Source organism: Streptomyces vastus, assembly GCF_039532825.1.
Lineage (GTDB): Bacteria > Actinomycetota > Actinomycetes > Streptomycetales > Streptomycetaceae > Streptomyces > Streptomyces vastus.
Genome location: NZ_BAAASJ010000019.1, coordinates 53,729 through 77,091 on the forward strand (window position 1 = coordinate 53,729; position 23,363 = coordinate 77,091).

23 protein-coding genes are annotated in these 23,363 nt (G+C 71.1%); 15 read left to right on the forward strand and 8 right to left on the reverse strand.

The window, feature by feature from the left end; genetic code table 11:
* Positions 1-130 precede the first annotated feature (130 nt).
* The gene (locus tag ABD357_RS07640) at positions 131-661 is read right to left on the reverse strand and encodes a MarR family winged helix-turn-helix transcriptional regulator (RefSeq protein WP_344388474.1); all 531 of its coding nucleotides are present in this window, start codon (positions 659-661) and stop codon (positions 131-133) included.
* A 213-nt stretch (positions 662-874) separates the two neighbouring features.
* Between ABD357_RS07640 and ABD357_RS07645 the strand changes: the two genes are divergently transcribed.
* The 5 genes from ABD357_RS07645 to ABD357_RS07665 all read left to right on the forward strand — a co-directional run bounded on the left by ABD357_RS07645 (position 875) and on the right by ABD357_RS07665 (position 4,796).
* A complete protein-coding gene (locus ABD357_RS07645) occupies positions 875-1,426 on the forward strand; it encodes a DUF5134 domain-containing protein (RefSeq protein ID WP_344388476.1) in 552 nt (183 codons plus the stop codon).
* Positions 1,427-1,519: 93 nt separating this feature from the next.
* The gene (locus ABD357_RS07650) at positions 1,520-2,455 is read left to right on the forward strand and encodes a M56 family metallopeptidase (RefSeq protein WP_344388477.1); all 936 of its coding nucleotides are present in this window, start codon (positions 1,520-1,522) and stop codon (positions 2,453-2,455) included.
* A gap of 68 nt (positions 2,456-2,523) precedes the next feature.
* Positions 2,524-3,243, forward strand: a complete 720-nt coding sequence (locus ABD357_RS07655) for a phosphatase PAP2 family protein (RefSeq protein WP_344388478.1) — start codon at positions 2,524-2,526, stop codon at positions 3,241-3,243.
* Between the two features lie 10 nt (positions 3,244-3,253).
* Complete coding sequence (locus tag ABD357_RS07660) at positions 3,254-3,946, forward strand: HAD family hydrolase (protein WP_344388480.1); 693 nt, start codon at positions 3,254-3,256, stop codon at positions 3,944-3,946.
* Between the two features lie 139 nt (positions 3,947-4,085).
* Entirely contained in the window at positions 4,086-4,796 is a 711-nt protein-coding gene (locus ABD357_RS07665) for a TetR/AcrR family transcriptional regulator (RefSeq protein ID WP_344388482.1), read from the forward strand.
* Here ABD357_RS07665 and ABD357_RS07670 read toward each other — a convergent pair.
* On the reverse strand, positions 4,775-6,286 hold the full coding sequence (locus tag ABD357_RS07670; RefSeq protein ID WP_344388483.1) for an LVIVD repeat-containing protein: 1,512 nt from the start codon (positions 6,284-6,286) through the stop codon (positions 4,775-4,777). The two genes, ABD357_RS07665 and ABD357_RS07670, sit on opposite strands and share 22 nt — an antisense overlap.
* Before the next feature lie 213 nt (positions 6,287-6,499).
* Here ABD357_RS07670 and ABD357_RS07675 point away from each other — a divergent pair, with 213 nt between their 5' ends.
* The 3 genes from ABD357_RS07675 to ABD357_RS07685 all read left to right on the forward strand — a co-directional run bounded on the left by ABD357_RS07675 (position 6,500) and on the right by ABD357_RS07685 (position 10,313).
* On the forward strand, positions 6,500-7,147 hold the full coding sequence (locus ABD357_RS07675; protein WP_344388484.1) for a DUF305 domain-containing protein: 648 nt from the start codon (positions 6,500-6,502) through the stop codon (positions 7,145-7,147).
* A gap of 206 nt (positions 7,148-7,353) precedes the next feature.
* Positions 7,354-8,706 (forward strand): FAD-dependent oxidoreductase, encoded by a 1,353-nt coding sequence (locus tag ABD357_RS07680; protein WP_344388485.1) that lies wholly within the window; start codon positions 7,354-7,356, stop codon positions 8,704-8,706.
* A gap of 209 nt (positions 8,707-8,915) precedes the next feature.
* Complete coding sequence (locus ABD357_RS07685; RefSeq protein ID WP_344388486.1) at positions 8,916-10,313, forward strand: nucleobase:cation symporter-2 family protein; 1,398 nt, start codon at positions 8,916-8,918, stop codon at positions 10,311-10,313.
* Here the strand turns inward: ABD357_RS07685 and ABD357_RS07690 are convergent.
* Positions 10,233-10,592, reverse strand: coding sequence for an ArsR/SmtB family transcription factor (locus ABD357_RS07690; RefSeq protein ID WP_344388487.1), 360 nt, complete (start codon positions 10,590-10,592; stop codon positions 10,233-10,235). The genes ABD357_RS07685 and ABD357_RS07690 overlap by 81 nt on opposite strands.
* Positions 10,593-10,784: 192 nt before the next feature.
* Here ABD357_RS07690 and ABD357_RS07695 point away from each other — a divergent pair, with 192 nt between their 5' ends.
* Complete coding sequence (locus tag ABD357_RS07695) at positions 10,785-11,864, forward strand: NADH:flavin oxidoreductase/NADH oxidase (RefSeq protein WP_344388488.1); 1,080 nt, start codon at positions 10,785-10,787, stop codon at positions 11,862-11,864.
* A gap of 87 nt (positions 11,865-11,951) precedes the next feature.
* Here ABD357_RS07695 and ABD357_RS07700 read toward each other — a convergent pair whose 3' ends face one another.
* A complete protein-coding gene (locus ABD357_RS07700; protein WP_344388489.1) occupies positions 11,952-12,530 on the reverse strand; it encodes an Rv1733c family protein in 579 nt (192 codons plus the stop codon).
* 211 nt (positions 12,531-12,741) lie between these two features.
* Here ABD357_RS07700 and ABD357_RS07705 point away from each other — a divergent pair, with 211 nt between their 5' ends.
* The 4 genes from ABD357_RS07705 to ABD357_RS07720 all read left to right on the forward strand — a co-directional run bounded on the left by ABD357_RS07705 (position 12,742) and on the right by ABD357_RS07720 (position 16,717).
* On the forward strand, positions 12,742-13,827 hold the full coding sequence (locus tag ABD357_RS07705; RefSeq protein ID WP_344388490.1) for a WD40/YVTN/BNR-like repeat-containing protein: 1,086 nt from the start codon (positions 12,742-12,744) through the stop codon (positions 13,825-13,827).
* Positions 13,828-13,959: 132 nt separating this feature from the next.
* Complete coding sequence (locus ABD357_RS07710) at positions 13,960-14,637, forward strand: uracil-DNA glycosylase (RefSeq protein ID WP_344388491.1); 678 nt, start codon at positions 13,960-13,962, stop codon at positions 14,635-14,637.
* 14 nt (positions 14,638-14,651) lie between these two features.
* Entirely contained in the window at positions 14,652-15,674 is a 1,023-nt protein-coding gene (locus ABD357_RS07715) for an N-acetylglucosamine kinase (RefSeq protein ID WP_344388622.1), read from the forward strand.
* A gap of 119 nt (positions 15,675-15,793) precedes the next feature.
* Complete coding sequence (locus tag ABD357_RS07720) at positions 15,794-16,717, forward strand: sirohydrochlorin chelatase (RefSeq protein ID WP_344388492.1); 924 nt, start codon at positions 15,794-15,796, stop codon at positions 16,715-16,717.
* 90 nt (positions 16,718-16,807) lie between these two features.
* On the opposite strand, the gene ABD357_RS07725 is transcribed toward ABD357_RS07720, so the two are convergent.
* Together ABD357_RS07725 and ABD357_RS07730 are read right to left on the reverse strand one after the other, a co-directional pair.
* Positions 16,808-17,848 carry a lactonase family protein gene (locus ABD357_RS07725; RefSeq protein ID WP_344388493.1) on the reverse strand — a complete coding sequence of 347 codons (1,041 nt, stop codon included), beginning with the start codon at positions 17,846-17,848 and terminating at the stop codon, positions 16,808-16,810.
* Between the two features lie 102 nt (positions 17,849-17,950).
* Positions 17,951-19,468 carry an FUSC family protein gene (locus ABD357_RS07730; RefSeq protein WP_344388494.1) on the reverse strand — a complete coding sequence of 506 codons (1,518 nt, stop codon included), beginning with the start codon at positions 19,466-19,468 and terminating at the stop codon, positions 17,951-17,953.
* Positions 19,469-19,688: 220 nt separating this feature from the next.
* On the opposite strand from ABD357_RS07730, the gene ABD357_RS07735 reads away from it, so the two are divergent.
* Both ABD357_RS07735 and ABD357_RS07740 read left to right on the forward strand, forming a co-directional pair.
* Positions 19,689-20,165, forward strand: coding sequence for an Lrp/AsnC family transcriptional regulator (locus tag ABD357_RS07735; protein ID WP_344388495.1), 477 nt, complete (start codon positions 19,689-19,691; stop codon positions 20,163-20,165).
* A 74-nt stretch (positions 20,166-20,239) separates the two neighbouring features.
* Positions 20,240-20,935 (forward strand): HAD family hydrolase, encoded by a 696-nt coding sequence (locus ABD357_RS07740; RefSeq protein WP_344388496.1) that lies wholly within the window; start codon positions 20,240-20,242, stop codon positions 20,933-20,935.
* 42 nt (positions 20,936-20,977) lie between these two features.
* Here the strand turns inward: ABD357_RS07740 and ABD357_RS07745 are convergent, their stop codons facing one another.
* Entirely contained in the window at positions 20,978-22,168 is a 1,191-nt protein-coding gene (locus ABD357_RS07745; RefSeq protein WP_344388497.1) for a zinc-dependent alcohol dehydrogenase, read from the reverse strand.
* Between the two features lie 113 nt (positions 22,169-22,281).
* A complete protein-coding gene (locus tag ABD357_RS07750) occupies positions 22,282-23,310 on the reverse strand; it encodes an NAD-dependent epimerase/dehydratase family protein (RefSeq protein WP_344388498.1) in 1,029 nt (342 codons plus the stop codon).
* Positions 23,311-23,363 lie beyond the last annotated feature (53 nt).

The window sequence follows — 23,363 nt, forward strand, 5'->3', positions numbered from 1 at the left end:
CCCACACCCAGAGCTGTTCGACATTTCGCACGTCAGCCGGATCACCGAACCGGCGTGCCTGAACGTAGGAGTGACATAGCTCTCATGTCAACGGTCGGTAACCAAAAAGTTTCTGACGCGACGGGAGCGCTCAGACCTGCGGCGCGGCCAGCCGCTCTTCGAGCCGACCCAGCAACTCCCCGAGAAGCGCGCCGAGTTCGCCTTGCTTCGATGAGTCGACCCCGGACAGGACGGCCGTCTCGTACGCGAGTTGTTCGGGGAGGATTTCGTCGACGAGTTCGCGTCCGGCGTCCGTGAGACGCAGATGGGCGACGCGCCGGTCACGGCTGTCGCCGCGGCGCTCGACGAGGCCGCGCCCGGTCAGCTGCTTGAGCCGCTTGGTGACGGCGGCGCCGGAGGAGAAGGTCTCCCGGGCCAGCTCACTGGGGGTCAGCTCACGGCCGGTGCGGCGCAGGGCGGCCAGCAGCTCGTACTCGGGGCGGGTGAGACCGGCATGGCGCAGCGGGGCGTCCTCCGCCTGCTGGAGCAGGGCGGCACAACGGTTGATGCGGCCGATGATCTCTATGGGTCGGGTGTCGAGGTCGGGACGGACCGTCCGCCACTGCCGTACCACCGCCGCGACGGTGTCCCCCGCTATCGTCCGCCCGTTCACTGTCGTCATGCCTGTGCGCCCCCGAGTGCCCGCAGTCCCTGCCGTCGTACCGTCGCTGCGAGCGTACGGTGTCCGGCCTGCCCGGCGCGCAGCACCCGCTCCCGAGGCAGGTGCACCCCCGCACGCTCCCCGTACACATCCCTGCGCTCGCGTGCACGCGAGCAGGCCGGGGCATCTCTTCGACCGGGCTGTCCGAAACACCGTCGATCGGGGAGGTGCGCGGTGCACGGACCGGTGTCGGCGCTCTGGCTGCTCGTAGCGTTGTGCGCGGCGACCGGGGCCTGCTGTCTGCTGCGGATGCGCAGTTCCGTCGAGGAGCAGCGGCGCACGGCGGGCGGTGAGGCCCTCATGGGATTCGGCATGGCCGCGATGGCCGTGCCCGCCGCCGTACTGACGCCCCCGCGCTGGGCCTGGCTCGCCTGTGCGGCCGTGTTCGGTACAGCCGCGCTGCAGGCCCTGTGGACGGCGCGGGGCGACCGGCATCACCTTCACCACCTCGTGGGCGCGTCCGCGATGGTCTACATGGCGGCGGTGATGGCAGGCGGGGCGCACTCCGGGCCGCCGGTGCTGACGGGGGCGCTCCTCGCGTACTTCACCGGGTATGTGCTGTGGACCGGCACGCGCCTGGTGCCGGTCACCGTCGCCGGACCCGAGGGGGTCAACGGAGGCGCTCGAGCCGCCCGCACGGCCGGACTGGCCGATCGCCCGGAGCTGGCGCGGGCCTGCCGGCTCTCGATGGGTATCGGGATGCTGGCGATGCTGCTCACCATGTGACGTGCAGGCCGGGGCTGTACGAGATCGTGGTCTGTGTCACTTGGCCCGGCAGCCCGTATCCTTCGGCGACACCGCGCAAATAGGCTTGCTCTCATGATGGTCCCCGCGGCACTGCTGCTGCTCGGCGCCCTGGCCGCCGTCCTGGCTCCGCGGCTGCTCGCCCGAGCCAGCTGGGCGGACCGCGAACCGGTGGTCGCCCTGTGGGTGTGGCAGTGCGTGGTCGTGGCAATCCTGCTGTGCTGCGTGCTCTCGATGACCCTCAGCGCGGCTGCCGCCTGGCAGGCGGTGCGCGGTCATGTGTTCGCCCCCGCCCCGCACGACGTCGTGGACGCCTACGCGCTCGCCGAAGCGAGCCCCTGGGCCGCGGCGACCGCCGTGGCGCTCGCCTGTGGCGGCGTGTGGAGCGCGGCGATGCTGGTCCGCGAGATCGTACGGGCCCGTGGGCGACGCCGCCGCGAGCGGGCCGAACTCCGCGTACGTGCCCCGCTGTTGCCCGGCGAGGAGCCCGCCGGCGACCGGCTCGTCGTGCTGGAGGGCGAGCGTCCGGATGCCTGGTGGCTGCCCGGGGCGGCGCCCCAACTCGTCATCACCACCGCCGCGTTGCGCCGCCTCAAGGGGAGCCAGCTGGACGCCGTGCTCGCGCATGAGCAGGGGCACGCGCGGGCCCGGCACGACTGGCTGCTGCACTCCTCGGCAGCGCTGGCGAACGGCTTTCCGCAGGTACCCGTGTTCGCGGCGTTCCGCGACGAGATGCACCGGCTGGTCGAGCTCGCCGCCGACGACATGGCGTCCCGCCGCTTCGGCCGGCTGACGACCGCCCTCGCGCTGGTGGAACTGAACGAGGACCGGGGTGTGTTCGGCCCCTGCCCCACACCGCAGGCCCACGTCCCGCAGCGCGTCAACCGCCTGCTCACTCCTCCGGACCGCCTTCCGCCCGTCCACCGGCTGCGGCTCACGGCGTCCGCGGCGCTGGTGCCGGTGATTCCACTGCTGGTGGCGTTCGTGCCGGGGCTGCGGGCGCTGGGCTAACCAAGCGCACAAGAGGATGTACGCACCGGAGTTGGCCTTCCGCCCCACCGGTCGGCGAGGATCAATACATGCACTCCCCCACCCTCGACTCGCCACCCCGCACAGCGGCCCCCACAGCCGCCGTCCGCGCCGCGGTGGCCCTCGCCGTTCCCTCCGTGCTGCTGATCGCGCTGATCACCCTCTCCTGGGACCCGCTCATGGACCTGGACAGCGACATCGCGCGTACGACGCACGAGTGGGCGGTCGACGAGCCCGACGTCACGCAGACGGCTCGCATTCTGACGGACTGGGTGTGGGACCCCTGGACCATGCGTGCCCTGGCCACCGCGACCGTGCTCTGGCTGATCACCCGCCGCTCGGCCTGGCGGCCCGCACTCTGGCTGGGAGCCGTCACCCTGCTCGGCACGCTGCTTCAGCAGGGCATGAAGGCCGCGGTCGGCCGGGAGCGCCCCGTGTGGCCGGACCCTGTGGACTCGGCCCATTACGCCGCCTTCCCGTCCGGCCACGCCATGACGGCGGCGGTGGTCTGCGGCCTGTTGCTCTGGCTCCTGCACCTGTACGGCGCCGGGCGCGTCCTGTGGCGTATCGCCCTCACCGTCGCGGCGGTCTCCGTCATCGGCGTGGGCCTCACCCGCGTGTGGACGGGCGTGCACTGGCCGACGGACGTGCTCGGCGGCTGGCTGCTCGGCGCCCTGACCGTCGCGCTCACGGTGGTGGTGTACGAGCGGTGGCCGACGCCTTCGACCGATGCGCCACAGCGGCCACTCGCCGGACAGGAACACCGGTAGGGTCCAGCGCGTGGCTGCTGTCTTATTCGACTTCTCCGGAACGCTCTTCCGTATCGAATCCACCGAGTGCTGGCTGCGCGCGGTGCTGGCCGAGGCCGAGGTCTCCTTCCCCGAGTCCGAGTTGATCCGGGCGGCCCGGGACCTGGACACAGTGGGCGCGCTGCCGGGCGGATCCTTCCCCTTGGGGCCGATCCCCGATGAACTCGCGCCCCTGTGGGAGATCCGCGACAAGAGCGCCGAGCTGCACCGGGCCGCGTACACCGGCCTCTCACGTCAGGTGCCGCTGCCTGATCCCGCCCTGCACGACGCGCTGTACGAACGCCATATGACACCGGCCGCCTGGCGCCCGTACCCCGACACGGCCGAGGTGCTGGGCGCGCTGCGTGAGCGCGGTGTGGCGGTCGGTGTGGTCAGCAACATCGGCTGGGATCTGCGGCCCGTCTTCCGTGAGCACGGCCTCGACCCGTACGTGGGCGCATACGTCCTGTCGTACGAACACGGCATCCAGAAGCCGGACCCACGCCTGTTCGCGACCGCCTGCGACGCGCTCGGTGTCGATCCGCGGGATGCACTGATGGTGGGCGACGACCGCCGCGCGGACGGCGGCGCGGCGGTGCTGGGCTGTGGGGTGCACTTCGTCGACCATCTGCCGGTTTCGCAGCGTCCGGACGGGCTCCGCCCGGTCCTGGAGCTGGTCGGCTGAGCGGCTGAATTTCCCGTCCGCCTGGACGATCCCCCGCGTCGCCCAGGCGGACGGCAGCCCCAAGGGACCCCTGGGAAGGGGCCGCCATGGACCCGCTGAGTATAGTTGGCTGGCAGCCAGTCAACCCAGGAGTTACAGGATGTCCCCCCGTAGCCGCTCGGTCAATGAAGAGTTGCGGCGGCGATCCCGGGAAAGGCTGCTGCAGGCGGCACTTGAGCTGGTCAGCGCGCATGGTTACGAGGCGACAACACTTGGCGACATCGCGGACCGCGCGGGCTCCGCGCGCGGACTCGTCTCGTACTACTTCCCGGGCAAGCGGCAGCTCGTACAGTCGGCTGTCCACCGGCTGATGGCCTGCACGCTCCAGGAGGCGCTGGAGCGCGAGCCGCGCACCGAGGACGGCCGGGAACGCATGGCGCGCGCCATCGACGCGATCCTGGGCCTTGCCCGGGACCATCCCGTGCTGATGCGCCAGCACATGGCGGGCATCCTGCAGGCCGAGGGGTTCGTGCAGTGCCCGGAGCAGCAACGCCTGGCGGAACTGCTCAGGGACACCGTCACCCGGTACGGTTCGGCGGATCCCGCCACCGACTATCCGATGCTGCGGGCGCTGCTGATGGGCTCGGTGTTCGCGGCCCTGGTGCCGGGCGTCCCGATGCCTCTGGCGCCCCTGCGGGCGGAGCTGTTCAAGCGCTACCGGCTCGACTGGGAGCTGGGTGTCCCGCCGGACGCCGAGGCGCCCGGCGGGACTTCCGGCGAGAACCTGTCACGGTTTTTCTCGCCCCAGGACAGCGAAGCCGACGCGGCAGGCCTGGCCGGCCAGGCTGGTCAGCCTCGCCAGTCGAAGTAGTCCGGCTGTGTCTGCACGTTCAGCTCGGACATCCGAATCCACCTCGCCGGGTCCGTGCGCCGGTCGCTGATCTTCAGGACGTCGAAGCCCTTCACCATGTCGTTCGAGTAGATGTGGCCGTTGTAGTAGTACGCCGACCACGCGCCGCCGCCGACGAGGGTGTCGGTGGAGATCGGACCGCGCTCGAAGTAGGCGATCTCCTTGGGCTTCGAGGAGTTGGTGAAGTCCCAGACGGAGACGCCGCCCTGGTACCAGGCCTGGACCATGATGTCCTTGCCCTTGACCGGGATCAGCGAGCCGTTGTGGGCCACGCAGTTCTCGGTGTCCGCCTGGTGGCGCGGGATCTTGTAGTAGCTCTTGAAGACGAGCTTGCCCTTGTCGCCCTTGCCGACGATGTCGTAGATGCCGTCGGCGCCGCGGTTGGGTCCGATGGCCGCGTTGCAGGTGGCTGCGCCACCGCCGCCCAGCTCGTCGGTGAAGACGACCTTGTTCGCCTTCTGGTTGAAGGTCGCCGAGTGCCAGAACGCGAAGTTCACGTTGTCCTGGACCTGGTCGATGACCTTCGGTTTCTCCGGGTCCTTGATGGAGAACAGGATGCCGTCGCCCATGCAGGCGCCTGCCGCGAGGTCCTTGGAGGGCAGCACGGTGATGTCGTGGCAGCCGGTGGTCTTGGAGACACCCGGGTTGGTGGGCGAGCCCGGGTTGCCGCCACCGTCGGGACCCTCACCCGGGAAGATCACCGGGAAGCCGACGACCGCCGCCTTCTGGGGCGCCTTGCGCGGCACCTTGATGACCGAGATGCCGTCGTGCGGCGGCTGGCAGTCCGGGAAGGTGGCGCTGGGCGAGTACGAGGAGACGTACACGTAGACGTTCCGGCGCTCGGGCACCAGCGTGTGCGTGTGCGAGCCGCAGGCGGTCTCGACGGCGGCGACGTACTTGGGGTTGCGCTTGTCGCTGATGTCGAAGATCTTCATGCCCTCCCACGAGGACTTCTCCGTCGCGGGCTGCGAGGTGCTGTTGCAGGAGTTGTCGCTGCGCGAGGAGTCGGTGGAGAGGAAGAGCAGGTTGCCGGAGACGGAGATGTCGTTCTGCGAGCCGGGGCAGAGCACCTGGGCGACCGTCTTCGGGGCCTTCGGGTTGCTGATGTCGAAGACGCGGAAGCCGTCGTAGTTGCCGGCGTACGCGTACTTGCCCTGGAAGGCCAGATCCGAGTTGGTGCCGGGCAGGGCGTCCTTGGGGATGTTGCCGAGGTGGGTGATGTTGTCCGAGTGGACGATCTCGTCCTTGCCGGGTATGTCGCCGCTCTCGATCGCTTCCCTGACCTCGGCCGCCGTGCTCTTGGAGACCTTGTCCGGGGTGGCCGGCGTGTCCCCCGGGTCCGGGGTGGCGACCGCCGGACCGGCCGTGAGCAGCGCGGCCAGGAGTCCGGCCGCGGTGGCGACAACTCCCAGGCGTCTGCGCCGTGTTCGGTGGTTGTTCAACAGGGTCACTGCGTCCTCCCTTGTAGCCGTTCGCAGTTGAACGGTTAAGGCACCACCGCAGTATCGTCTTCATCATGCTCAGAACAACAGGGCGCAATACAGCCTTAACGAATGCTTCTGATCATTCACGAACGGCAACGCGTCATTGACGATCGGCAACGGGTAGGACGGTTCTCAACACCCACAAGGTGTCCGCCACTTCATGTGCCACAGGAGGCCGCTGTGCTCATTCGTCTTACGTACCGTCACGTGGTCACCGCCTCCGTGACGGTCGCCGTGCTCACGCTCGCCGGCTGCACCGGTTCGGACGACGAGCCCAAGTCCGCGTCGGACAAGGGTCCTTCGGTGATCGCCCCGGGGAAACCGGGCGAGGCGGCTGAGACGCTCTCCGCCGAGGACGCCGAGAAGCGGCGGCCTGACGACTCCCCCAACTCGGCGGACTTCGCCTACGCGCGGATGATGATCGAGCATCACACCCAGGCCCTGGACATGACCGAACTCGCCCCGAAACGCGCCGAGTCGACCCAGGTGAAGCGCCTCGCCGAGCGGATCGCGGCCGCGCAGGGGCCGGAGATCGAGGCCATGAAGGGCTGGCAGCAGGCTCACGGCGGCGAGAAGAAGGGCCAGGGGCACAACCATGAGGCGATGCCGGGCATGGCGACCGAGGCCCAGCTGAAGAAGTTGCGCGCGGCGGAGGGCAAGGCCTTCGACGAACTGTTCCTCAAGCTGATGATCACCCATCACGACGGCGCCGTCACCATGGCCACGGATGTGCTCGCGCAGGGCAACAACGTCCAGATCGGCGAAATGGCCGACGACGTGATCGCCCAGCAGACGACAGAGATCAACAAGATGAGGGACATGCCCTGACCCTGACGACTCGGCCCGGTGTAGGCGGCGCCCGGCGAGGTGACGGGCGCCGGTGGCGCGCGCCTTCGGAGTGGGTCATGCCGGCCGCGTGGTGGTGCACTCAAGTGGCGTAGTGACGCGTTCCTGGCCTCCCGTGGGGGGCGGGTCGGTGCGATTCTGGAAGGAGCAGCGATCTCCTCGTTCTCCTGCCGGGAGGGAGTTCCGCCGTGCTGCATGTCGCCGTGGTCGGTTCGGGGCCGAGTGGGGTCTACGCCGCGCAGAGTCTCGTCCAGCAGAGCCAGGTGCCGGAGGTCCGCGTGGACGTCCTGGACCGGCTGCCATGCCCGTACGGACTGGTGCGGTACGGCGTGGCGCCCGACCACGAGAAGATCAAGTCACTGCAGAACAATCTGCGTACGGTCCTGGAGCACGAGCGGGTGCGGTTCCTGGGCGGCATCGAGGTCGGCCCGCACGGACTGCCGGCCGCCCGGCTGCGGGAGCTGTACCACGCGGTCGTCTACTGCGTGGGAGCCGCCACCGACCGGCATCTCGGAGTACCCGGCGAGGACCTGCCGGGCAGCTGGTCGGCGACCGAGTTCGTTTCCTGGTACAGCGCGCATCCGGATGCCATCGCCGACGGCTTCGTGCTCGGCGCGCGTGCGGCCGTCGTCATCGGAGTGGGGAACGTGGCGGTGGACGTGACCCGGATGCTGGCCCGCGGCGCTGCGGAGCTGAGCCCCACGGACATGCCGCAGGGAGCACTCGCCGCGCTGGCCCACAGCCAGGTGCAGGACATCCAGATGGTGGGCCGGCGCGGCCCGTCGCAGGCCCGCTTCACCACCAAGGAGCTACGGGAGCTGGGCGCGCTGCCCGACACCGAAGTGATCGTGGACCCCGAGGAGTTGGCGCTCGATCCGGCGTACGCAGACCCCTCCGCGCTCCCCGCCGCCCAGCGCCGCAACGTGGAGGTGCTGCGCGGCTGGGCCACACAGCCACCGCGTGGCGGTTCCCGGCGGATCCGGCTGCGCTTCTTCCTTCGCCCGGTCGAGTTCCTCCCCGACGGGGAACGCGTGGGCGCGGTGCGCTTCGAGCGGACGGCGCCGGACGGGCACGGCGGTGTGACGGGCACAGGCCAGTACGAGGACGTGGAGGCGCAGCTGGTCCTGCGCTCGGTCGGCTATCGCGGAGTACCGCTCGAGGGCCTGCCGTTCGACGCGGAGCACGGCACGGTGCCCCATCTCGCCGGACGGGTGCTGCGCGACGGCTCGGTGGCGCCGGGCGAGTACGTGGCCGGGTGGATCAAGCGGGGCCCGACGGGCGTCATCGGCACCAACCGTCCCTGCGCGAAGGAGACGGTGACCTCACTGCTGGAGGACGCCCCCGGACTCGTACAGCGTGAGGTGCCAGAGGATCCGCTGGCGGCACTCCATGCGGAGGGCCTGCGGCCGGTCGAGTGGTCGGGCTGGCTGGCGATCGAGCGGGCAGAGGCGGAGCTGGGGGCTTCGCTCGGGCGGAGCGTGGTGAAGCTGCCCGACTGGCACTCACTGATGGAAGCGGCCCGGGCAGCGAGCGCCCCGTAGGGGCGGCGGGGCTGTATCAATCTTGCGGCTCCGCCGCGTGGGCGCGACCAGCCACAGCCGACCCGCGGATTCCATACGGCCCCTCCCGCGTAGCCGAGTCGCAGGCGCTTGGGCATGACACCTGGTGGCAACAGGCAGGAAATCAACAAACTGTTTAAGCCCTCTACGGTCACGAACAGTCCCCGCTCCCCGCCGCTCCTGGAGTACCCATGCCAACCACCACCCCCGCACGCCCAGTGCACCCCGTGGACGAGGTCCCACCCGTCCGCCAACTCGCCGCCTTCGGGCTGCAGCACGTGCTCGCGATGTACGCCGGCGCCGTGGCCGTCCCGCTGATCGTGGGCAGTGCGATGAAGCTGTCGCCCGCGGACATGGCATACCTGATCACGGCCGACCTGCTGCTGTGCGGTGTCGCGACGCTCATCCAGTGCGTCGGCTTCTGGCGCTTCGGGGTGCGGCTGCCGATCATGCAGGGCTGCACCTTCGCGGCCGTGTCGCCGATGGTGCTGATCGGCACGGGCGGCGGCGGACTGCCCGCGATCTACGGGTCGGTGATCGTCGCCGGACTCGCGATCATTCTGCTGGCACCGGTCTTCGGAAAACTGCTGCGGTTCTTCCCGCCGCTGGTCACCGGCACGGTGATCCTGATCATCGGACTCTCACTGCTGCCGGTGGCGGGCAACTGGGCGGCCGGCGGCGTGGGCGCGGAGGACTTCGGCGAGCCGAAGAACGTGGCGCTGGCTGCCTTCGTGCTCGCGGTGGTGCTGGCCGTGCAGCGGTTCGCCCCGGTGTTCCTGCGCCGCATCGCGGTACTGATCGGCATCGCCGTGGGCCTCGCCGTCGCGGTGCCCTTCGGTTTCACGGACTTCGGCGGGGTCGGGGACGCGGACTGGCTGGGGATCAGTACGCCGTTCCACTTCGGCGCGCCCACCTTCGAGGCGTCGGCGATCGCGTCGATGCTGGTCGTAGCCCTGGTAACCATGACCGAGACAACGGGGGACTTCATCGCCGTCGGCGAGATGACGGGACGGAAGGTCGAGCCTCGCCCGCTCGCCGACGGTCTGCGCGCCGACGGCCTGTCCACGGTGCTCGGCGGTGTCTTCAACACCTTCCCGTACACGGCCTACGCGCAGAATGTCGGCCTCGTCGGCATGACGCGGGTCCGTAGCCGCTGGGTCGTGGCGGCGGCCGGCGGCATGCTCGTTCTGCTCGGCCTGCTGCCCAAGCTGGGTGCGGTGGTCGCGGCGATCCCGGCACCGGTGCTCGGCGGCGCGGGCCTGGTGATGTTCGGGACGGTCGCCGCGAGCGGTCTGCGGACGCTGGCGCAGGTGGACTTCAAGGGCAACGACAACCTGACGGTCGTGGCCGTCTCGGTCGCCGTGGGGATGCTGCCGGTCGGGGTGCCGACGGTCTACGAGAAGTTCCCGGACTGGTTCCAGACGGTGATGAACAGCGGGATCAGCGCGGGCTGCCTGACGGCGATCGTGCTGAACCTGCTCTTCAACCACCTTCCCTCGAAGGGCGGTTCAGCTGCCCCCGAGACGGACGGCCTGGCGGGCGGCGGCGGTCAGGACGCTGTCGACAAGTCCCGGGAAGAGATCGTCTAGGTCGTCCCGGCGCAGCCCGTTCATCTTGGCGGTGCCCCGGTAGACCTGCCGGATCACTCCGCTCTCGCGCAGCACCCGGAAGTGGTGCGTGGTCGTGGACTTGGTGACGGGCAGATCGAAATGCGAACAGGAGAGCTCGTCGCCGTCGGCGGCGAGCTCTCGTACGACCTGGAGCCGCATCGGGTCGGAGAGCGCGTGCAGCACGGGTTCCAGCCGGATCTCCTCGCGCGTGGGGTGCGGGAGTTCACGGCTGCTGCTGGTGGGGGCGGCGGTCGTCACGGCGGCTCCAGTCCTTGTGCTCAGAGTGCTCGGGCCTTCTGGTCCGGAGGTTCCGGCGGCCTCCGAGGCTTCTGGGTGCTCCATCGCTCCGGAGGATTTCATTGTACGAGATCTCTCGTAGTTTGACATCTCCCGTACTACGATGCCTATCGTACGAGTCGTAACCCGGCCCCGTAACGAATGGAGTCCGCCGTGAGCGCGCTCTTCGAGCCCTACACCCTGCGCGATCTGACCATCCCGAACCGGGTCTGGATGCCCCCGATGTGCCAGTACTCCGCCGCGCCCGAGGGCCCGGACATGGGCGCCCCGAACGACTGGCACTTTGCCCACTACGCAGCGCGCGCCACCGGCGGCACGGGCCTGATCGTCGTCGAGGCAACGGCCGTCAGCGCCGAGGGCCGGATCTCTCCGTACGACCTCGGCATCTGGAACGACACACAGACCGAGGCCTTCCGGCGGATCACCCGCTTCCTCAAGGGGCAGGGCACCGTTCCGGCCGTGCAGCTCGCGCACGCCGGCCGCAAGGCCTCGACCGACCGCCCCTGGAAGGGCGGTGCTCCGGTCGGCCCCGACGCCCACGGCTGGCAGCCGCTCGGGCCCAGCCCGATCGCCTTCGACGAGAAGCACCCGGTGCCGACCGAGCTCACGGTCGAGGAGATCCGGGAGGTCGTCGGCCAGTTCGTCGACGCCGCGCGCCGTGCCCTCGCCGCCGGCTTCGAGATCGTCGAAATCCACGGTGCGCACGGCTACTTGATCGGTGAGTTCCTCTCCCCGCACTCCAACCGGCGCACGGACGCGTACGGCGGCTCGTACGAGAACCGCACGCGCCTGGCCCTCGAAGTGGTCGACGCCGTACGGGCCGTATGGCCGGACGACAAGCCCTTGTTCTTCCGCATCTCGGCCACCGACTGGCTGGAGGGGAACGGCTGGACGGCCGACGACACGGTCCGCTTCGCCGCCGAACTGACCGCCCATGGCGTCGATCTGCTCGACGTCTCCAGCGGCGGCAACGCCTCTGGTGTCCGCATTCCCGTCGGCCCGGGCTACCAGGTTCCCTTCGCGGCCCGCGTGAAGAACGAGACGTCCATGCCCGTCGCCGCCGTCGGCCTCATCACCGATGTCGAGCAGGCCGAGAAGATCCTGGCCAATGGTGAGGCGGATGCGGTGCTGCTGGGCCGGGAGCTGCTGCGCAACCCTTCTTGGGCCCGGCACGCGGCGCGCGAACTCGGGAGCGAAGTGCACGTACCGGACCAGTACCACCGGTCTGTCTGACCACCCGCCGTACGGTCCGCAATGGCACCGGCCGGCGGCCGTACGGTTCCGCGACGGCACCGGGCCGGTTCGACCCGGCCCCTCGGCTCAGCCCGTCTTCCACCCCCACTGAGGGCCGAACTTCTCCCACTCGGCGTCCCACTGCTCCATACGCCGCCGGTCCAGACGCCTGCGCAACAGCCGTCCGCCGCCGAGGGGCACGGCGGCGGCACTCGCCCCCACCAGTACCCCGGACAGTCCGGCCCGCAGTCCGGCCTGGTGCGCGCTGGCGGGCTTGGTGACAAGGCGGCCGTCGCGGTCGGTCCACACGACGACGGGGGTACCGGCCGTGCTGCCGGGCTCGACTCGCGCCTGGCCGGTGTGCGGCGAACCGTCGGCCGCGGTCCAGCGCACCTCGGCCCAGATGCGTTCGTGGCTGGCCGCGGAAGTGCTTGCGGCGGGCGTGTTCTCACTGGTCAGGGCGAGGACCGGATGCCACTCGGCGCGCTGCTGGGCGAGGCTGCTCTCGACCGCGTGCGCCGTCGCCAGTCCGGCGAGCAGACCGGTGACCAGCACCAGGGTCCAGGTGGCGAGCAGGAGCCAGCACTCCAGTTCATCGCTGCGGCGCCGCAGCGGGTTGCGCCGCCATCGCCACAGCCACACCCTCTGACCACGGAATGCCGCCATCGAACGCCCCAATCTCCTCACCGACACACCAGCCCCCTCCCTCCCATACGCGAGCGATCGCCCCGATGCTCACGGGGAGACGAGCCCCACATCGCCGTTGGTCGCCGAAGTGCCCTCTGAGCTGCCCGGATGGCGCGTCCAGAGGTGATTGTCAGTGCCTGGGTGCAGACTGACCCGTGTCTGCTGACAACGACGTCCGGAGGTGGTCGGCATGGCCGACGTACTGCTCACCGTAGGCACGCGGAAAGGCCTGTTCATCGGGCGACGGCGCGGCGGCGCCTGGGAGTTCGACGACAGTCCGTACTTCAACGCGCAGGCCGTCTACTCGATCGCCATCGACACCCGCGGTGATGTGCCGCGGCTTCTCGTCGGCGGGGACAGCGCGCACTGGGGCCCGTCCGTGTTCCACTCCGACGACCTGGGCCGCACCTGGACCGAACCGGCCAAGCCCGCGGTCAAGTTCCCCGAGGACACGGGGGCTTCGCTGGAGCGGGTGTGGCAGCTGCATCCGGCGGCGGCCGAGCCGGATGTGGTGTACGCGGGCACGGAACCGGCCGCGTTGTACCGCTCCGAGGACCGCGGGGAGACCTTCGAACTCGTCCGCCCGCTGTGGGAGCACCCGACGCGCTCGCAGTGGGTGCCCGGCGGCGGCGGAGAGGGCCTGCACACGGTCATCACGGACGCGCGCGACCCGAGGGCGGTGACGGTCGCCGTCTCCACGGCCGGTGTCTTTCGTACGACGGACGGCGGTGAGAGCTGGGCGCCCTCCAACTCCGGTGTCTCCGCGGTGTTCCTGCCCGATCCGAACCCGGAGTTCGGCCAGTGCGTGCACAAGATCGCACAGGACGCTGTGACGCCGGACCGGCTGTATCTGCAGAACCACTGGGGTGTCTACCGCAGCGACGACGCGGGCGCGCACTGGACGGACATCGGCGAGGGCCTGCCGTCCACGTTCGGCTTCGCCGCGGCCACCCACCCGCACCGCGGGGACACGGCGTATCTGTTCCCGATCAACGCCGACGCGGACCGGGTCCCGGCCGAGCGCCGATGCCGGGTCTTCCGCACGGCGGACGCGGGCAAGACCTGGGAGGCGCTCTCGGCGGGACTGCCGCAGGAGGACCACTACGGCACGGTGCTGCGCGACGCGATGTGCACGGACGGCGCGGACCCGGCGGGCGTCTACTTCGGCAACCGCAACGGAGAGGTGTTCGCATCGGCCGACGACGGGGACAGCTGGCGGCAGTTGGCGTCGCATCTGCCGGATGTGCTCTGCGTGCGCGCGGCGGTGATCGACTGAGGCCCGGCAGTTGGCAGTTAGCAGTCACAAGGGGAGCCCCTGCGCCCTCTCGCCGTCAACGGACGTATCACTCTTGGTCGTTCCTCGGCCACCGGTTGATCGGGTCCGCCCGCACGGCAGTAGGGTGACGCCGTGGCACCACGACCCTTGCATGAAATCGTAGAAGCGGGCTGGGCCAAGGCCCTGGAACCCGTGGCCGGACGGATCGCCGAGATGGGTGACTTCCTGCGCGCGGAGATCGCCGCGGGACGCACCTACCTCCCGGCCGGACCGAATGTGCTCCGTGCCTTCCAGCAGCCCTTCGACGACGTCCGGGTCCTCATCGTCGGCCAGGACCCGTATCCGACACCGGGACATGCGGTGGGGCTGTCGTTCTCGGTCGCGCCCGGGGTACGGCCGCTGCCCGGCAGCCTCATCAACATCTACCGGGAGCTCAGCAGCGACTTGGGGCTGCCGCAGCCGTCCAACGGCGACCTGACGCCCTGGGCCGAGCAGGGCGTGCTGCTGCTCAACAGAGCGCTCACCACAGCCCCGCGCCGTCCGGCCGCGCACCGGGGCAAGGGCTGGGAAGAGGTCACGGAGCAGGCGATACGGGCGCTGGCCGGGCGCGGCCGGCCGCTGGTGTCCGTCCTGTGGGGGCGCGACGCCCGTAACCTCCGGCCGCTTCTCGGTGACCTGCCGTCGGTGGAGTCGGCGCATCCGTCACCGATGTCGGCGGACCGGGGCTTCTTCGGTTCGCGCCCGTTCAGCCGGGCCAACGACCTGCTGGTCCGTCAGGGCGGGGAACCCGTGGACTGGCGGCTGCCGTGACCGGTCCCGGCGAGATGTCGGGCGTTCTGGGTGTGGACTCCGGAGGTTCGGGACTGCGGGCCGTACTGGCGCTCAAGGTTGGCCAGGAAGGCCGGGGCACGGCTCCGCTGGAATCCGGGGAGCCGGTGCGCACAGGAGCGCGCGGCATCGACGCCGGGCACCTGGTGGAGCAACTGGTGCCGATGGCCCGGCAGTTGATGGCGGACGCGGGGATCGCCACGCTTCGCGCCGTCACCGTAGGGGCGGCGGGTTACACCTCTCTGGGTGACTCCTTGCGCGCCGACCTGCCGTCCGCGCTGGCCCGCGAACTCGGTGTGCGCAACCTCGCGTTGGCCGCCGACGGGGTCACCGCGTATGTGGGCGCGCTGGGGCAGCGACCGGGTGCGGTGGTGGCGGCCGGCACCGGACTGATCGCGATCGGCACGGATCTGACGAGCTGGCGCAAAGCGGACGGCTGGGGCCATCTGCTGGGCGACAACGGCAGCGGAGCGTGGATCGGGCGAGCCGGACTCGACGCGGCCCTGCGCGCGCACGACGGACGGTCGGGGGGCTCGGCCCCGCTCCTGGCGCGCGGCGAGGCGATGTTCGGCCCGGCCGGCACCTGGCCTGGGCAGCTCTACCCGCGCACCGACCGCCCCGCCATGCTGGCGTCCTTCGCACCCGAGGTGGCGGCCTGCGCCGACGGCGACCCGGTGGCCGCGGACATCCTGGCCGAGGCCGCCCGGCACATCGCCGACGCGGCCCGCGCGGTCTGCCCCGCCGGCGGCGAGGTCTCCGGCGAGGTCCAAGTCGCTCTTACGGGTGGACTGTTCAAGATGGGCGCTCCCCTGCTCGTACCCCTGCGTGCCGCGCTGACGGACCGGCTGCCGTACGCGCGGCAGGTTGCGGCCGGAGGCGATCCGCTGGCCGGCGCCGTACGCATCGCCGTCGACCTGGCCGAGGACCGGCTGACGCTGCCGCGCGAGGAGGACATGCTGTACGTGATCGGGGAGCCCCCCGCGCCCGAGGCCCACGCACCCAAGTCCCCCGCGCCTTGATCCGTACGTACGCAAAGAGATCAATCCGCACGTAACTCATCAGACAAAAGTGGACGTATACCGTTCACCTGCACCCTCCCCGAACAGGGGAGCCCAAGAAACCAGTAACATGCGGCGCCATGAGCTCCCCCACTGGGCCCGCGTCCGGCCTGCCAGTACGAATGCCGCGACCCCGCCAGCCCGGGCGGCACCGCCGTCCGGAGCCGCTGGCGGCTCCCGAGGGCGCGCCCGCGCTCGTCCTCGCGGTGCCCGGCACGCCCAGCGGTGCCGTGCGCAGCCTTGCCGACGAGGTCGTGAGCATCGCACGCTCCGAGCTGCCCGGCCTCGACGCCCGGATCGGGTACCTCGACGGTGACGACTCGGAGTTCCCCACGCTTCAGTCGGTGCTGGTGCACGCCGCCGAGGAGCGCACGGCCCGCTTCGAGCAGGCCCGCGCCGCCGGTGTCGACGTCAGGGAGCCGGAGGGCCCCGTCGCCGTCGTCGTGCCGCTGCTCGCCGGTCCGGACAACGCGCTGCTGCGCCGAATCCGCCAGGCCGTCATGGAGAGCCGTGTCGCGGCCGAGCTGACCGATGTGCTGGGCCCGCACCCGCTGCTCGCCGAGGCGCTGCATGTACGTCTGTCCGAGGCGGGTCTGGCGCGTGCCGACCGCGCCCGCCTGTTCACCGTGGCGACCGCCGCGGACGGCATCATCCTGGCGTCCGTGGGCGGCGAGGAGGCCGTGCAGGCGGCCGGGATCACCGGCATGCTGCTCGCCGCCCGGCTCGCCGTGCCGGTGATGGCGGCGGCGCTCGACGAGGAGGGCGCGATCGCGTCCACCGCCGAGCAGCTGCGTTCTTCGGGCTCGCAGCAGCTGGCGCTCGCGCCGTACCTGATCGGCCCCGAGCTCGACTCGACGCTGCTCGACGCAGCGGCGAAGGAGGCGGGTTGCTCCGCCGCCGAGGGGCTCGGCGCCTACCCGGCGATCGGCAAGCTCGCGCTCTCCAAGTACACGACGGCACTGGGCATCGCCCCGCAGCAGCCGCAGGGCGCGCCGGTTCGCTGACGCCGGCACACACCCTCCCGTACGACGAAGGGCCCGCTCCTCTCACAGGAACGGGCCCTTCGTCGTGTCCGCCGTCGTACGGGCTGGTTGCTAGTCGAACACCACGCACGACGCCGCAGGCGCCTCGATCGAGCCGCCGCGGCGCGGGATGCCGGTGTCCGGGTCGAGCGCGAACCAGGTCACGTCGCCGGAGCGTTCGTTGGCCACGTACAGGAAGCGCCCCGAGGGGTCGAGGGCGAGTGCGCGCGGCCAGTTGCCGCCGCAGGGCACCGTGATGACGGGGCGAAGCTCGTCCGCGTCGGCCGCGAGCACGGAGAGGACGTCCTGGCCCCGGGTGGCGGTCCACACGAAGCGTCCGTCGGGCGACACAACGATGCCCGAGGGATACGCGTCGCCGTCCGGGGCGACCGGCAGCACCGGCGTCTCGCCGACCGGCCGCAGGGAGCCGTCGGCGGCGTCCCAGCGGCAGACGGTGACGGTGGGCGCGAGTTCGTTGACCACGTACGCGTGCTCGCCGTCCGGATGGAACGCGAGGTGGCGGGGCCCCGACCCGGGACGCAGCGCGATCTCGCGGTGCACCTCGAGCGTCCCGTCCCGCAGCGCGCACACCCGTACGGAGTCCGTGCCCAGGTCGACGCTCACGGCCCACCGGCCGCTCGGGTCGGGCTGCACCTGGTGGGCGTGCGGGCCCTGCTGGCGCGGGCTGTGCGGGCCCGAACCGGAGTGCTGGAGCACACCGGACGCGGCTCCCTCCAGGCTGCCGTCGGCGCGGAGGGGTACGGCACTGACGCTGCCGGAGCCGTAGTTGGCGGTCAGTACGTGTCCGGCGTGCACGCAGAGGTGGGTGGGTCCGCTGCCGTCGACCGGGACCGGCGGGCCCGCGAGTTCCGGCTTGTCACCTTTGACGCGGTACGCGGCCACCGCGCCCTCGGCCGTCTCTCTGACCGCGTAGAGCATGTCCCCGGCGGGCGACAGGGCGAGGTACGAGGGGTCGGGGACGCCGTCCACGCTGCTCAGGACTATCAGCGCGCCGCTGTCCTCGTCGAGGGCCGCGGTGAGCACACCGTGCCCTCCCGCCGCCGTGAACGAGCCGATGAACGCCCGCCGTTCCCGCCTGCCGCCGTCTGCCACTGCCGTCCCCTCTCGGTGCCGCGCTGTCGGGGCGACGGTAGCAGCAGACGATCAAAGGTCTGGACCAAGGCGGGGCCGCTTGTGCGACAGCGTGGTTCGTGTTCACGCCCTCGCCGTCGAGGAGTTCCGCAGCGGTGTGGCCAGCGCGGCGAGCGCCCGCTCCAAGCCATGGAGGTGGGCGAGGGCCTGCTCGGCTCCCGGGTCGTGACCCGGCACACCAGTACCCGGAACCCCCGCGCCCGACACGCCCGCGGCCGACGGCACGGCACGCTCCGGCACCGCACCGACCAGAACCTCGATGGTCGCCTCGACGCGTCGGCAGGCGGCGGTGAGGCGGGCGTCGTGCGAGGCGGCGGGGTCGGCGGCGACGGCCGCGAGACCGCGCAGCTCGCGGGCGCAGTCGTCGAGGAGGGCGAGCACCTGACAGGCCCTGGCCTTGCGAGCCCGCATCGGGTTGAGCGGGTGGACCAGCGGGGCGAGCGCGAACCGCACGCGTCCGAGCAGCGCCTCCAGCTCCGCGGCCGGCGGCGCGGGATCGGCGCCCGGGTCACCGGCAAGGCGCCGGGCCGCCGCCGACGTGCAGTCGTGTACGGCGTGCACGGCCCGGGCCACCCAGCGATCGGTCACCGCGTGTGTGGTGACCGGCAGGATCAGCGCGACTGCGAGGGCGGCACCGAGCGCACCGGCCGCGGTCTCCGCGAGACGCAGCCCCAGCAGCCCGGGATGCAGCACGCCGAGGAGCCCGTACAGCAGGCCCGCCATGACGGTGACGAAGAACATCATCCAGCTGTACGAGAGCGCCGCGGTGTAGAAGATGCCCCACACGCACACGGCGACGATCACTGCCGTGGGCGTGGGCGCACCGTGCAGCGGTACGGCGATCAGCAGGCCGGCCGCGATTCCGGTGACCGTGCCGACGAGGCGCCGGAAGCCGCGTACCAGCGTCTCGCCGCGCGAGGCCGTGTTGACGAAGATCCACCAGGCGGTGCCGACGGCCCAGTACCAGCGCTCGTGCGACAGGAACTGGCCCGCCGCCATCGCGAAGGCGCAGGCGGCCGTCGTCTGGAAAGCCTGCCGGGTGGTCGGCCGGGCGAGCCCGCGACCGCCGAGCGGGGCGGGAACCGAAGGCGGCGGAGTACGTCGCTCGATGCACCACGCGCCGAAGCGCACGGCCGAGGAGGCGGCCAGGGACAGCGCCACCGCGGCGTACAGCTGCGGCAGTTGGCCGGGCACGGCGTGCAGGAACTGCGTGATGAAGAAGGTCATGAACGCGAAGATGCCGAGCGCGTGCCCGCGCGGCCCCCAGCGACGGGCGTACACACCGCAGAACACCACGGCGAGCCAGACCGCGTCCCGCACGGCCGGCACCGAGTGCAGCACGGTCGCGAGGGCGAGCACGGGGAAGCCGACTACGGGCAGCAGAGCCGTGGTGGCCACCTGGCGGCGCACGGTCGCATCGCCGACCGTGAACAGCGCGAGAAGCGCAGCGAGCCCGCCGGTGATCGAGGCGGGCAGCGAGAGCCCGGCGAGTTCGCAGGCGGTCACCGCGAGGCTGACGCCGAGCACCGCCCGCAGCGAGACCCGCAGCCGTACCAGGCCCGGATCCGGAGCCATGAACATCTTCTTCACCGTCGGCAGCCCGCCCCCCGCTTCGCATCTCTTCACATGGGAAAGGCGCCGCGGGTCCGGATCCGGCTTCCTTGCCGTCCGGCGCTTCGCGACGCCATGTATACCGCCAAGGTAAGCAAGAGACGGGTACTGGCTCAACAGGCTCCTGATCGGCTGGGCCATTGGTACAGTCGTGAGCGATCAGTCAAGACCGCAGGGAGGCCAACGGACCATGGCCGTCGACGAACTCGACACCCGCATCCTGCGACTGCTCCTGGAGCAGCCCCGCACCAGCGTCCGCGAATACGCCCGCACCCTCGGTATCGCCCGCGGCACGCTCCAGGCCCGGCTCGACCGGATGGAACGGGACGGCGTGATCACCGGCACGGGCCCCTCGCTCTCCCCCGCCGCGCTCGGCCACCCCGTGCTGGCCTTCGTTCACATCGAGGTCACGCAGGGACATCTCGACGAGGTGGGCGATGCCCTGGCCGCCGTACCGGAGATCGTCGAGGCGTTCTCCATCACCGGCGGCGGTGACCTTCTGACGCGGGTCGTCGCTCGCGACAACGCCCATCTGGAGGATGTGATCCAGGCGCTGATCAGCCTGCCGGCCGTCGTCCGCACGCGTACGGAGGTGGCGCTGCGCGAGCGCGTGCCGCACCGGCTGCTGCCGCTCGTGGAGGCGGTCGGACGCGCGGCCAGGAACTGACCGGCGCAGAAAGACCGACTGACGGCCGAGAGCTGTTCAACGGCCGATAACCGGTCCTTGGCATCCTGGAGGCCATGAGCTCTCTCGGCGGAACCGCGGTCATCTTCGATCTCGACGGCACGCTCGTGGACAGCGAGCCCAACTACTACGAGGCGGGACGGCAGACACTCGCAGGGCACGGCGTCACGGACTTCACCTGGACGGATTTCGAGCAATACGTCGGCATCAGCACCGCGGAGACGGTCGCTCACTGGAAGGAGCGGTACGCCCTCGAGGCCCCGCGGGACGTGCTGCTCGCGGAGAAGAACCGGCACTATCTGGCGCTGGCCCGCACCGCCACGCACGTCTACCCGGAAATGCGGAAGTTCGTGGAGCTGCTGGCCGCCGAGGGCGTCCCCATGGCCGTGGCCTCGGGTTCCTCGCGGGAGGCCATCGAGGCGATCCTGGCGGGCACGGGCCTGGGCGCCTCGCTGCGCACCGTCGTCTCGGCCGAGGAGGTCGCCCGGGGCAAGCCCGCTCCGGACGTCTTCCTGGAGGCGGCACGCCGACTGGGAGCGGCCCCGGCGGACTGCGTGGTCCTCGAGGACGCCGCTCCGGGCGCGGCGGCGGCGCACGCGGCCGGGATGCGCTGCATCGCGATCCCGTACCTGGCCGCGCAGGCCGACGACCCGGCGTTCGCCACGGCCGGGTTGCTGTTGCGCGACGGCCAGAGCGAGTTCACGGCACGGGCCGCGTACGACTGGCTCGTACGCTCGGCTCCGGCGTCCTGATCCGCCGACCTGATGTGCCTGTGCCCGACGCCGGCCCGTGCTTCAGGGCTGGAAGAGGATCTTCACCGCTTCCTCTTGCTTGCGCTGGAAGATCTCGTATGCGTGCGGGGCCTCCTCCAGCGGGAGCCGGTGGGTGGCGAAACCGTCGACTCCGAGGGGGTCCTCGTCGGTGAGCAGCGGCAGGATGTCATCCACCCAGCGCCGTACGTTCGCCTGGCCCATCCGCAGCTGGATCTGCTTGTCGAACATCGTCATCAGCGGCAGCGGCGAGGCCATGCCGCCATAGACACCGCTCAGCGAGATCGTGCCGCCGCGCCGCACCAGCTCGATGGCGGTGAGAAGCGCGGCCAGCCGGTCGGTGCCCGCCCGTTCGGCGAGCCGGGCGGCCCACGCCCGGGGCAGCATCGAGGACATCTGCTGGGCGGTCCGTCCGACGGGGCTGCCGTGGGCCTCCGTTCCCACCGCGTCGATCACGGCGTCGGGGCCACGGCCGTCGGTCCGGTCGCGGATCTCCTCGATGAGTTCCTTACGTCCCTCGTACCGCCGCAGGTCGTACGTCTCCACGCCCCGCTCGCGCGCCCGGCGCAGTCGCTCCGAGACCAGGTCGACGCCCATGACGACCTCGGCCCGCTGGAGCCGGGCGATCCGGCAGCACATGTCGCCGATCGGTCCGAGGCCGAGGACGGCGACGGAGCCGCCGGGCGGGATGTCGGCGTACTGCACGGCCTGCCAAGCCGTCGGCAGGACGTCCGAGAGGTAGACGAAGCGGTCGTCCGGCGGCCCGTCCGGTACCTTGATCGGCCCGAACTGCGCCTGCGGGACCCGCAGATACTCTGCCTGGGCGCCCGGCACGCCGCCGTACAGCCTGGTGTAGCCGAACAGCGCCGCACCCATGCCCGAGTCGTGCACCTGGGTGGTCTCACACTGCGTCGGCAGTCCGGCGCCGCACATCCAGCAGTGCCCGCAGGCGATCTGGAACGGCACGACGACCCGGTCGCCGGGCTTCAGCCCCGTCACCTCGGAGCCCACCTCCTCGACGACACCGATGGGCTCGTGCCCGAGTATGTCCCCAGGTGTCATGAACGCGGTAAGTACTTCGTACAGATGCAGATCGGAACCGCAGAGCCCGCTGGAGGTGATGCGTACGATCGCGTCAGTCGGTTCCTCGATCTCCGGGGCGGGCACGGTCTCCACCCGTACCTCGCGCTTTCCCTGCCAGGTCACGGCCCTCATCGTGCGCTCCCTTCACCGCTGCCCGTCGGCTACCTCGGCCGTCGACTGCACGTCATCGAGGCGCTCGCCGAGTACCCGGGTTGGCGTCACTCACCCGCCGGCGCGCGGGCTCCTCAGCCGACCTTCTGGCCGGCCAGCGGAGCGGTCTCCTCGCCGGCGCCCTCGCGCATGCCCTGCAGGACTTCCTCGACCGCCTCGATCGCGGTGTACCGCGGCTGCCAGCCCAGTTCGTGGCGGGCCCGGGTGCAGTCCATGAGGGGCAGCCGCAGCACCGCGTCGAACAGCTGCGGCGAAGCGGGCACCAGGTGCAGGCCCCAGGCCGCGGCAAGGGCGGACCGCGCCGCCTTGCGAGGCATCCGCACCGGCCGGGAGTGGAACAGCTCGCCCAACACCTCGGCGTCCAGCGGCGGTTCGGCCGCCAGGTTGAACGCGCCACGGACGTCGCTCGTCACCGCGAGCCGGTACGCCTCCGCCGCGTCCTCGGTGTGCAGCGCCTGTACGCGCAGACCGCGGACGTCGGGGAGTATGGGCAGGAGTTCGGGCCGGGCCAGCGGGCCGGGCTTGAAGCGCCCGGCGAACAGGCGGCGCTGCTGGCTTCCCGACTCCTCCTTGAAGAGGAAGGCGGGCCGCATACGGGCCACGCGGGTCTCCGGCCGCTCGTACTCGAAGGTGTCCAACACCCGTTCCACATAGGCCTTTTCACGGCAGTACGCCGCTTCCGGCCAGCCGTGCGTCGGCCAGGACTCGTCCACGGCACGCTCCCTCGGGCCCGGCGAGTAGGCGCCGACCGAGGAGGCGTACACCAGCGCCGGCACCTTGGCCGTGGCCGCCGCGTGGAACACCTTCACGCTGCCGAGCACGTTGGTGCGCCAGGTGACCGCCGGGTCCCGGGCGGGCTGGAGCTTCCAGGCCAGGTGGACGACGGCGTCGGCTCCCTCGAAGTGCTTGGTCAGCTCGGACTCGGCCGTCAGATCCACCGCGGCCCACTCGGCCGACGGCACCGGCGGCTCGTCGGGCAGCCTGCGCGCGATACCGAGTACGGAGTCCACCTGCGGATCCTCGCTCAGAAGACGCATCACGCTGGTGCCCACGTTCCCGGTGGCACCGGTGACGACGACCCGCAGTCCGGTTGCGCTGCTCATGATCGGCTCCTCTCCTGGCTCCGTCACCGTGACGCGTTCCCCCTGCGCGGGAG

What these genes read in the sequence shown, in the direction of transcription:
- ABD357_RS07655 (WP_344388478.1), top strand. Translation starts at nt 2,524, where the DNA reads ATGCACTCCCCCACCCTCGACTCGCCACCCCGCACAGCGGCCCCCACA.
- ABD357_RS07740 (WP_344388496.1), top strand. Translation starts at nt 20,240, where the DNA reads ATGAGCTCTCTCGGCGGAACCGCGGTCATCTTCGATCTCGACGGCACG.
- ABD357_RS07750 (WP_344388498.1), bottom strand. Translation starts at nt 23,310, where the DNA reads ATGAGCAGCGCAACCGGACTGCGGGTCGTCGTCACCGGTGCCACCGGG.
- ABD357_RS07650 (WP_344388477.1), top strand. Translation starts at nt 1,520, where the DNA reads ATGATGGTCCCCGCGGCACTGCTGCTGCTCGGCGCCCTGGCCGCCGTC.
- ABD357_RS07730 (WP_344388494.1), bottom strand. Translation starts at nt 19,468, where the DNA reads ATGTTCATGGCTCCGGATCCGGGCCTGGTACGGCTGCGGGTCTCGCTG.
- ABD357_RS07745 (WP_344388497.1), bottom strand. Translation starts at nt 22,168, where the DNA reads ATGAGGGCCGTGACCTGGCAGGGAAAGCGCGAGGTACGGGTGGAGACC.
- ABD357_RS07700 (WP_344388489.1), bottom strand. Translation starts at nt 12,530, where the DNA reads ATGGCGGCATTCCGTGGTCAGAGGGTGTGGCTGTGGCGATGGCGGCGC.
- ABD357_RS07720 (WP_344388492.1), top strand. Translation starts at nt 15,794, where the DNA reads ATGAGCTCCCCCACTGGGCCCGCGTCCGGCCTGCCAGTACGAATGCCG.
- ABD357_RS07640 (WP_344388474.1), bottom strand. Translation starts at nt 661, where the DNA reads ATGACGACAGTGAACGGGCGGACGATAGCGGGGGACACCGTCGCGGCG.
- ABD357_RS07735 (WP_344388495.1), top strand. Translation starts at nt 19,689, where the DNA reads ATGGCCGTCGACGAACTCGACACCCGCATCCTGCGACTGCTCCTGGAG.
- ABD357_RS07685 (WP_344388486.1), top strand. Translation starts at nt 8,916, where the DNA reads ATGCCAACCACCACCCCCGCACGCCCAGTGCACCCCGTGGACGAGGTC.
- ABD357_RS07715 (WP_344388622.1), top strand. Translation starts at nt 14,652, where the DNA reads ATGTCGGGCGTTCTGGGTGTGGACTCCGGAGGTTCGGGACTGCGGGCC.
- ABD357_RS07665 (WP_344388482.1), top strand. Translation starts at nt 4,086, where the DNA reads ATGTCCCCCCGTAGCCGCTCGGTCAATGAAGAGTTGCGGCGGCGATCC.
- ABD357_RS07705 (WP_344388490.1), top strand. Translation starts at nt 12,742, where the DNA reads ATGGCCGACGTACTGCTCACCGTAGGCACGCGGAAAGGCCTGTTCATC.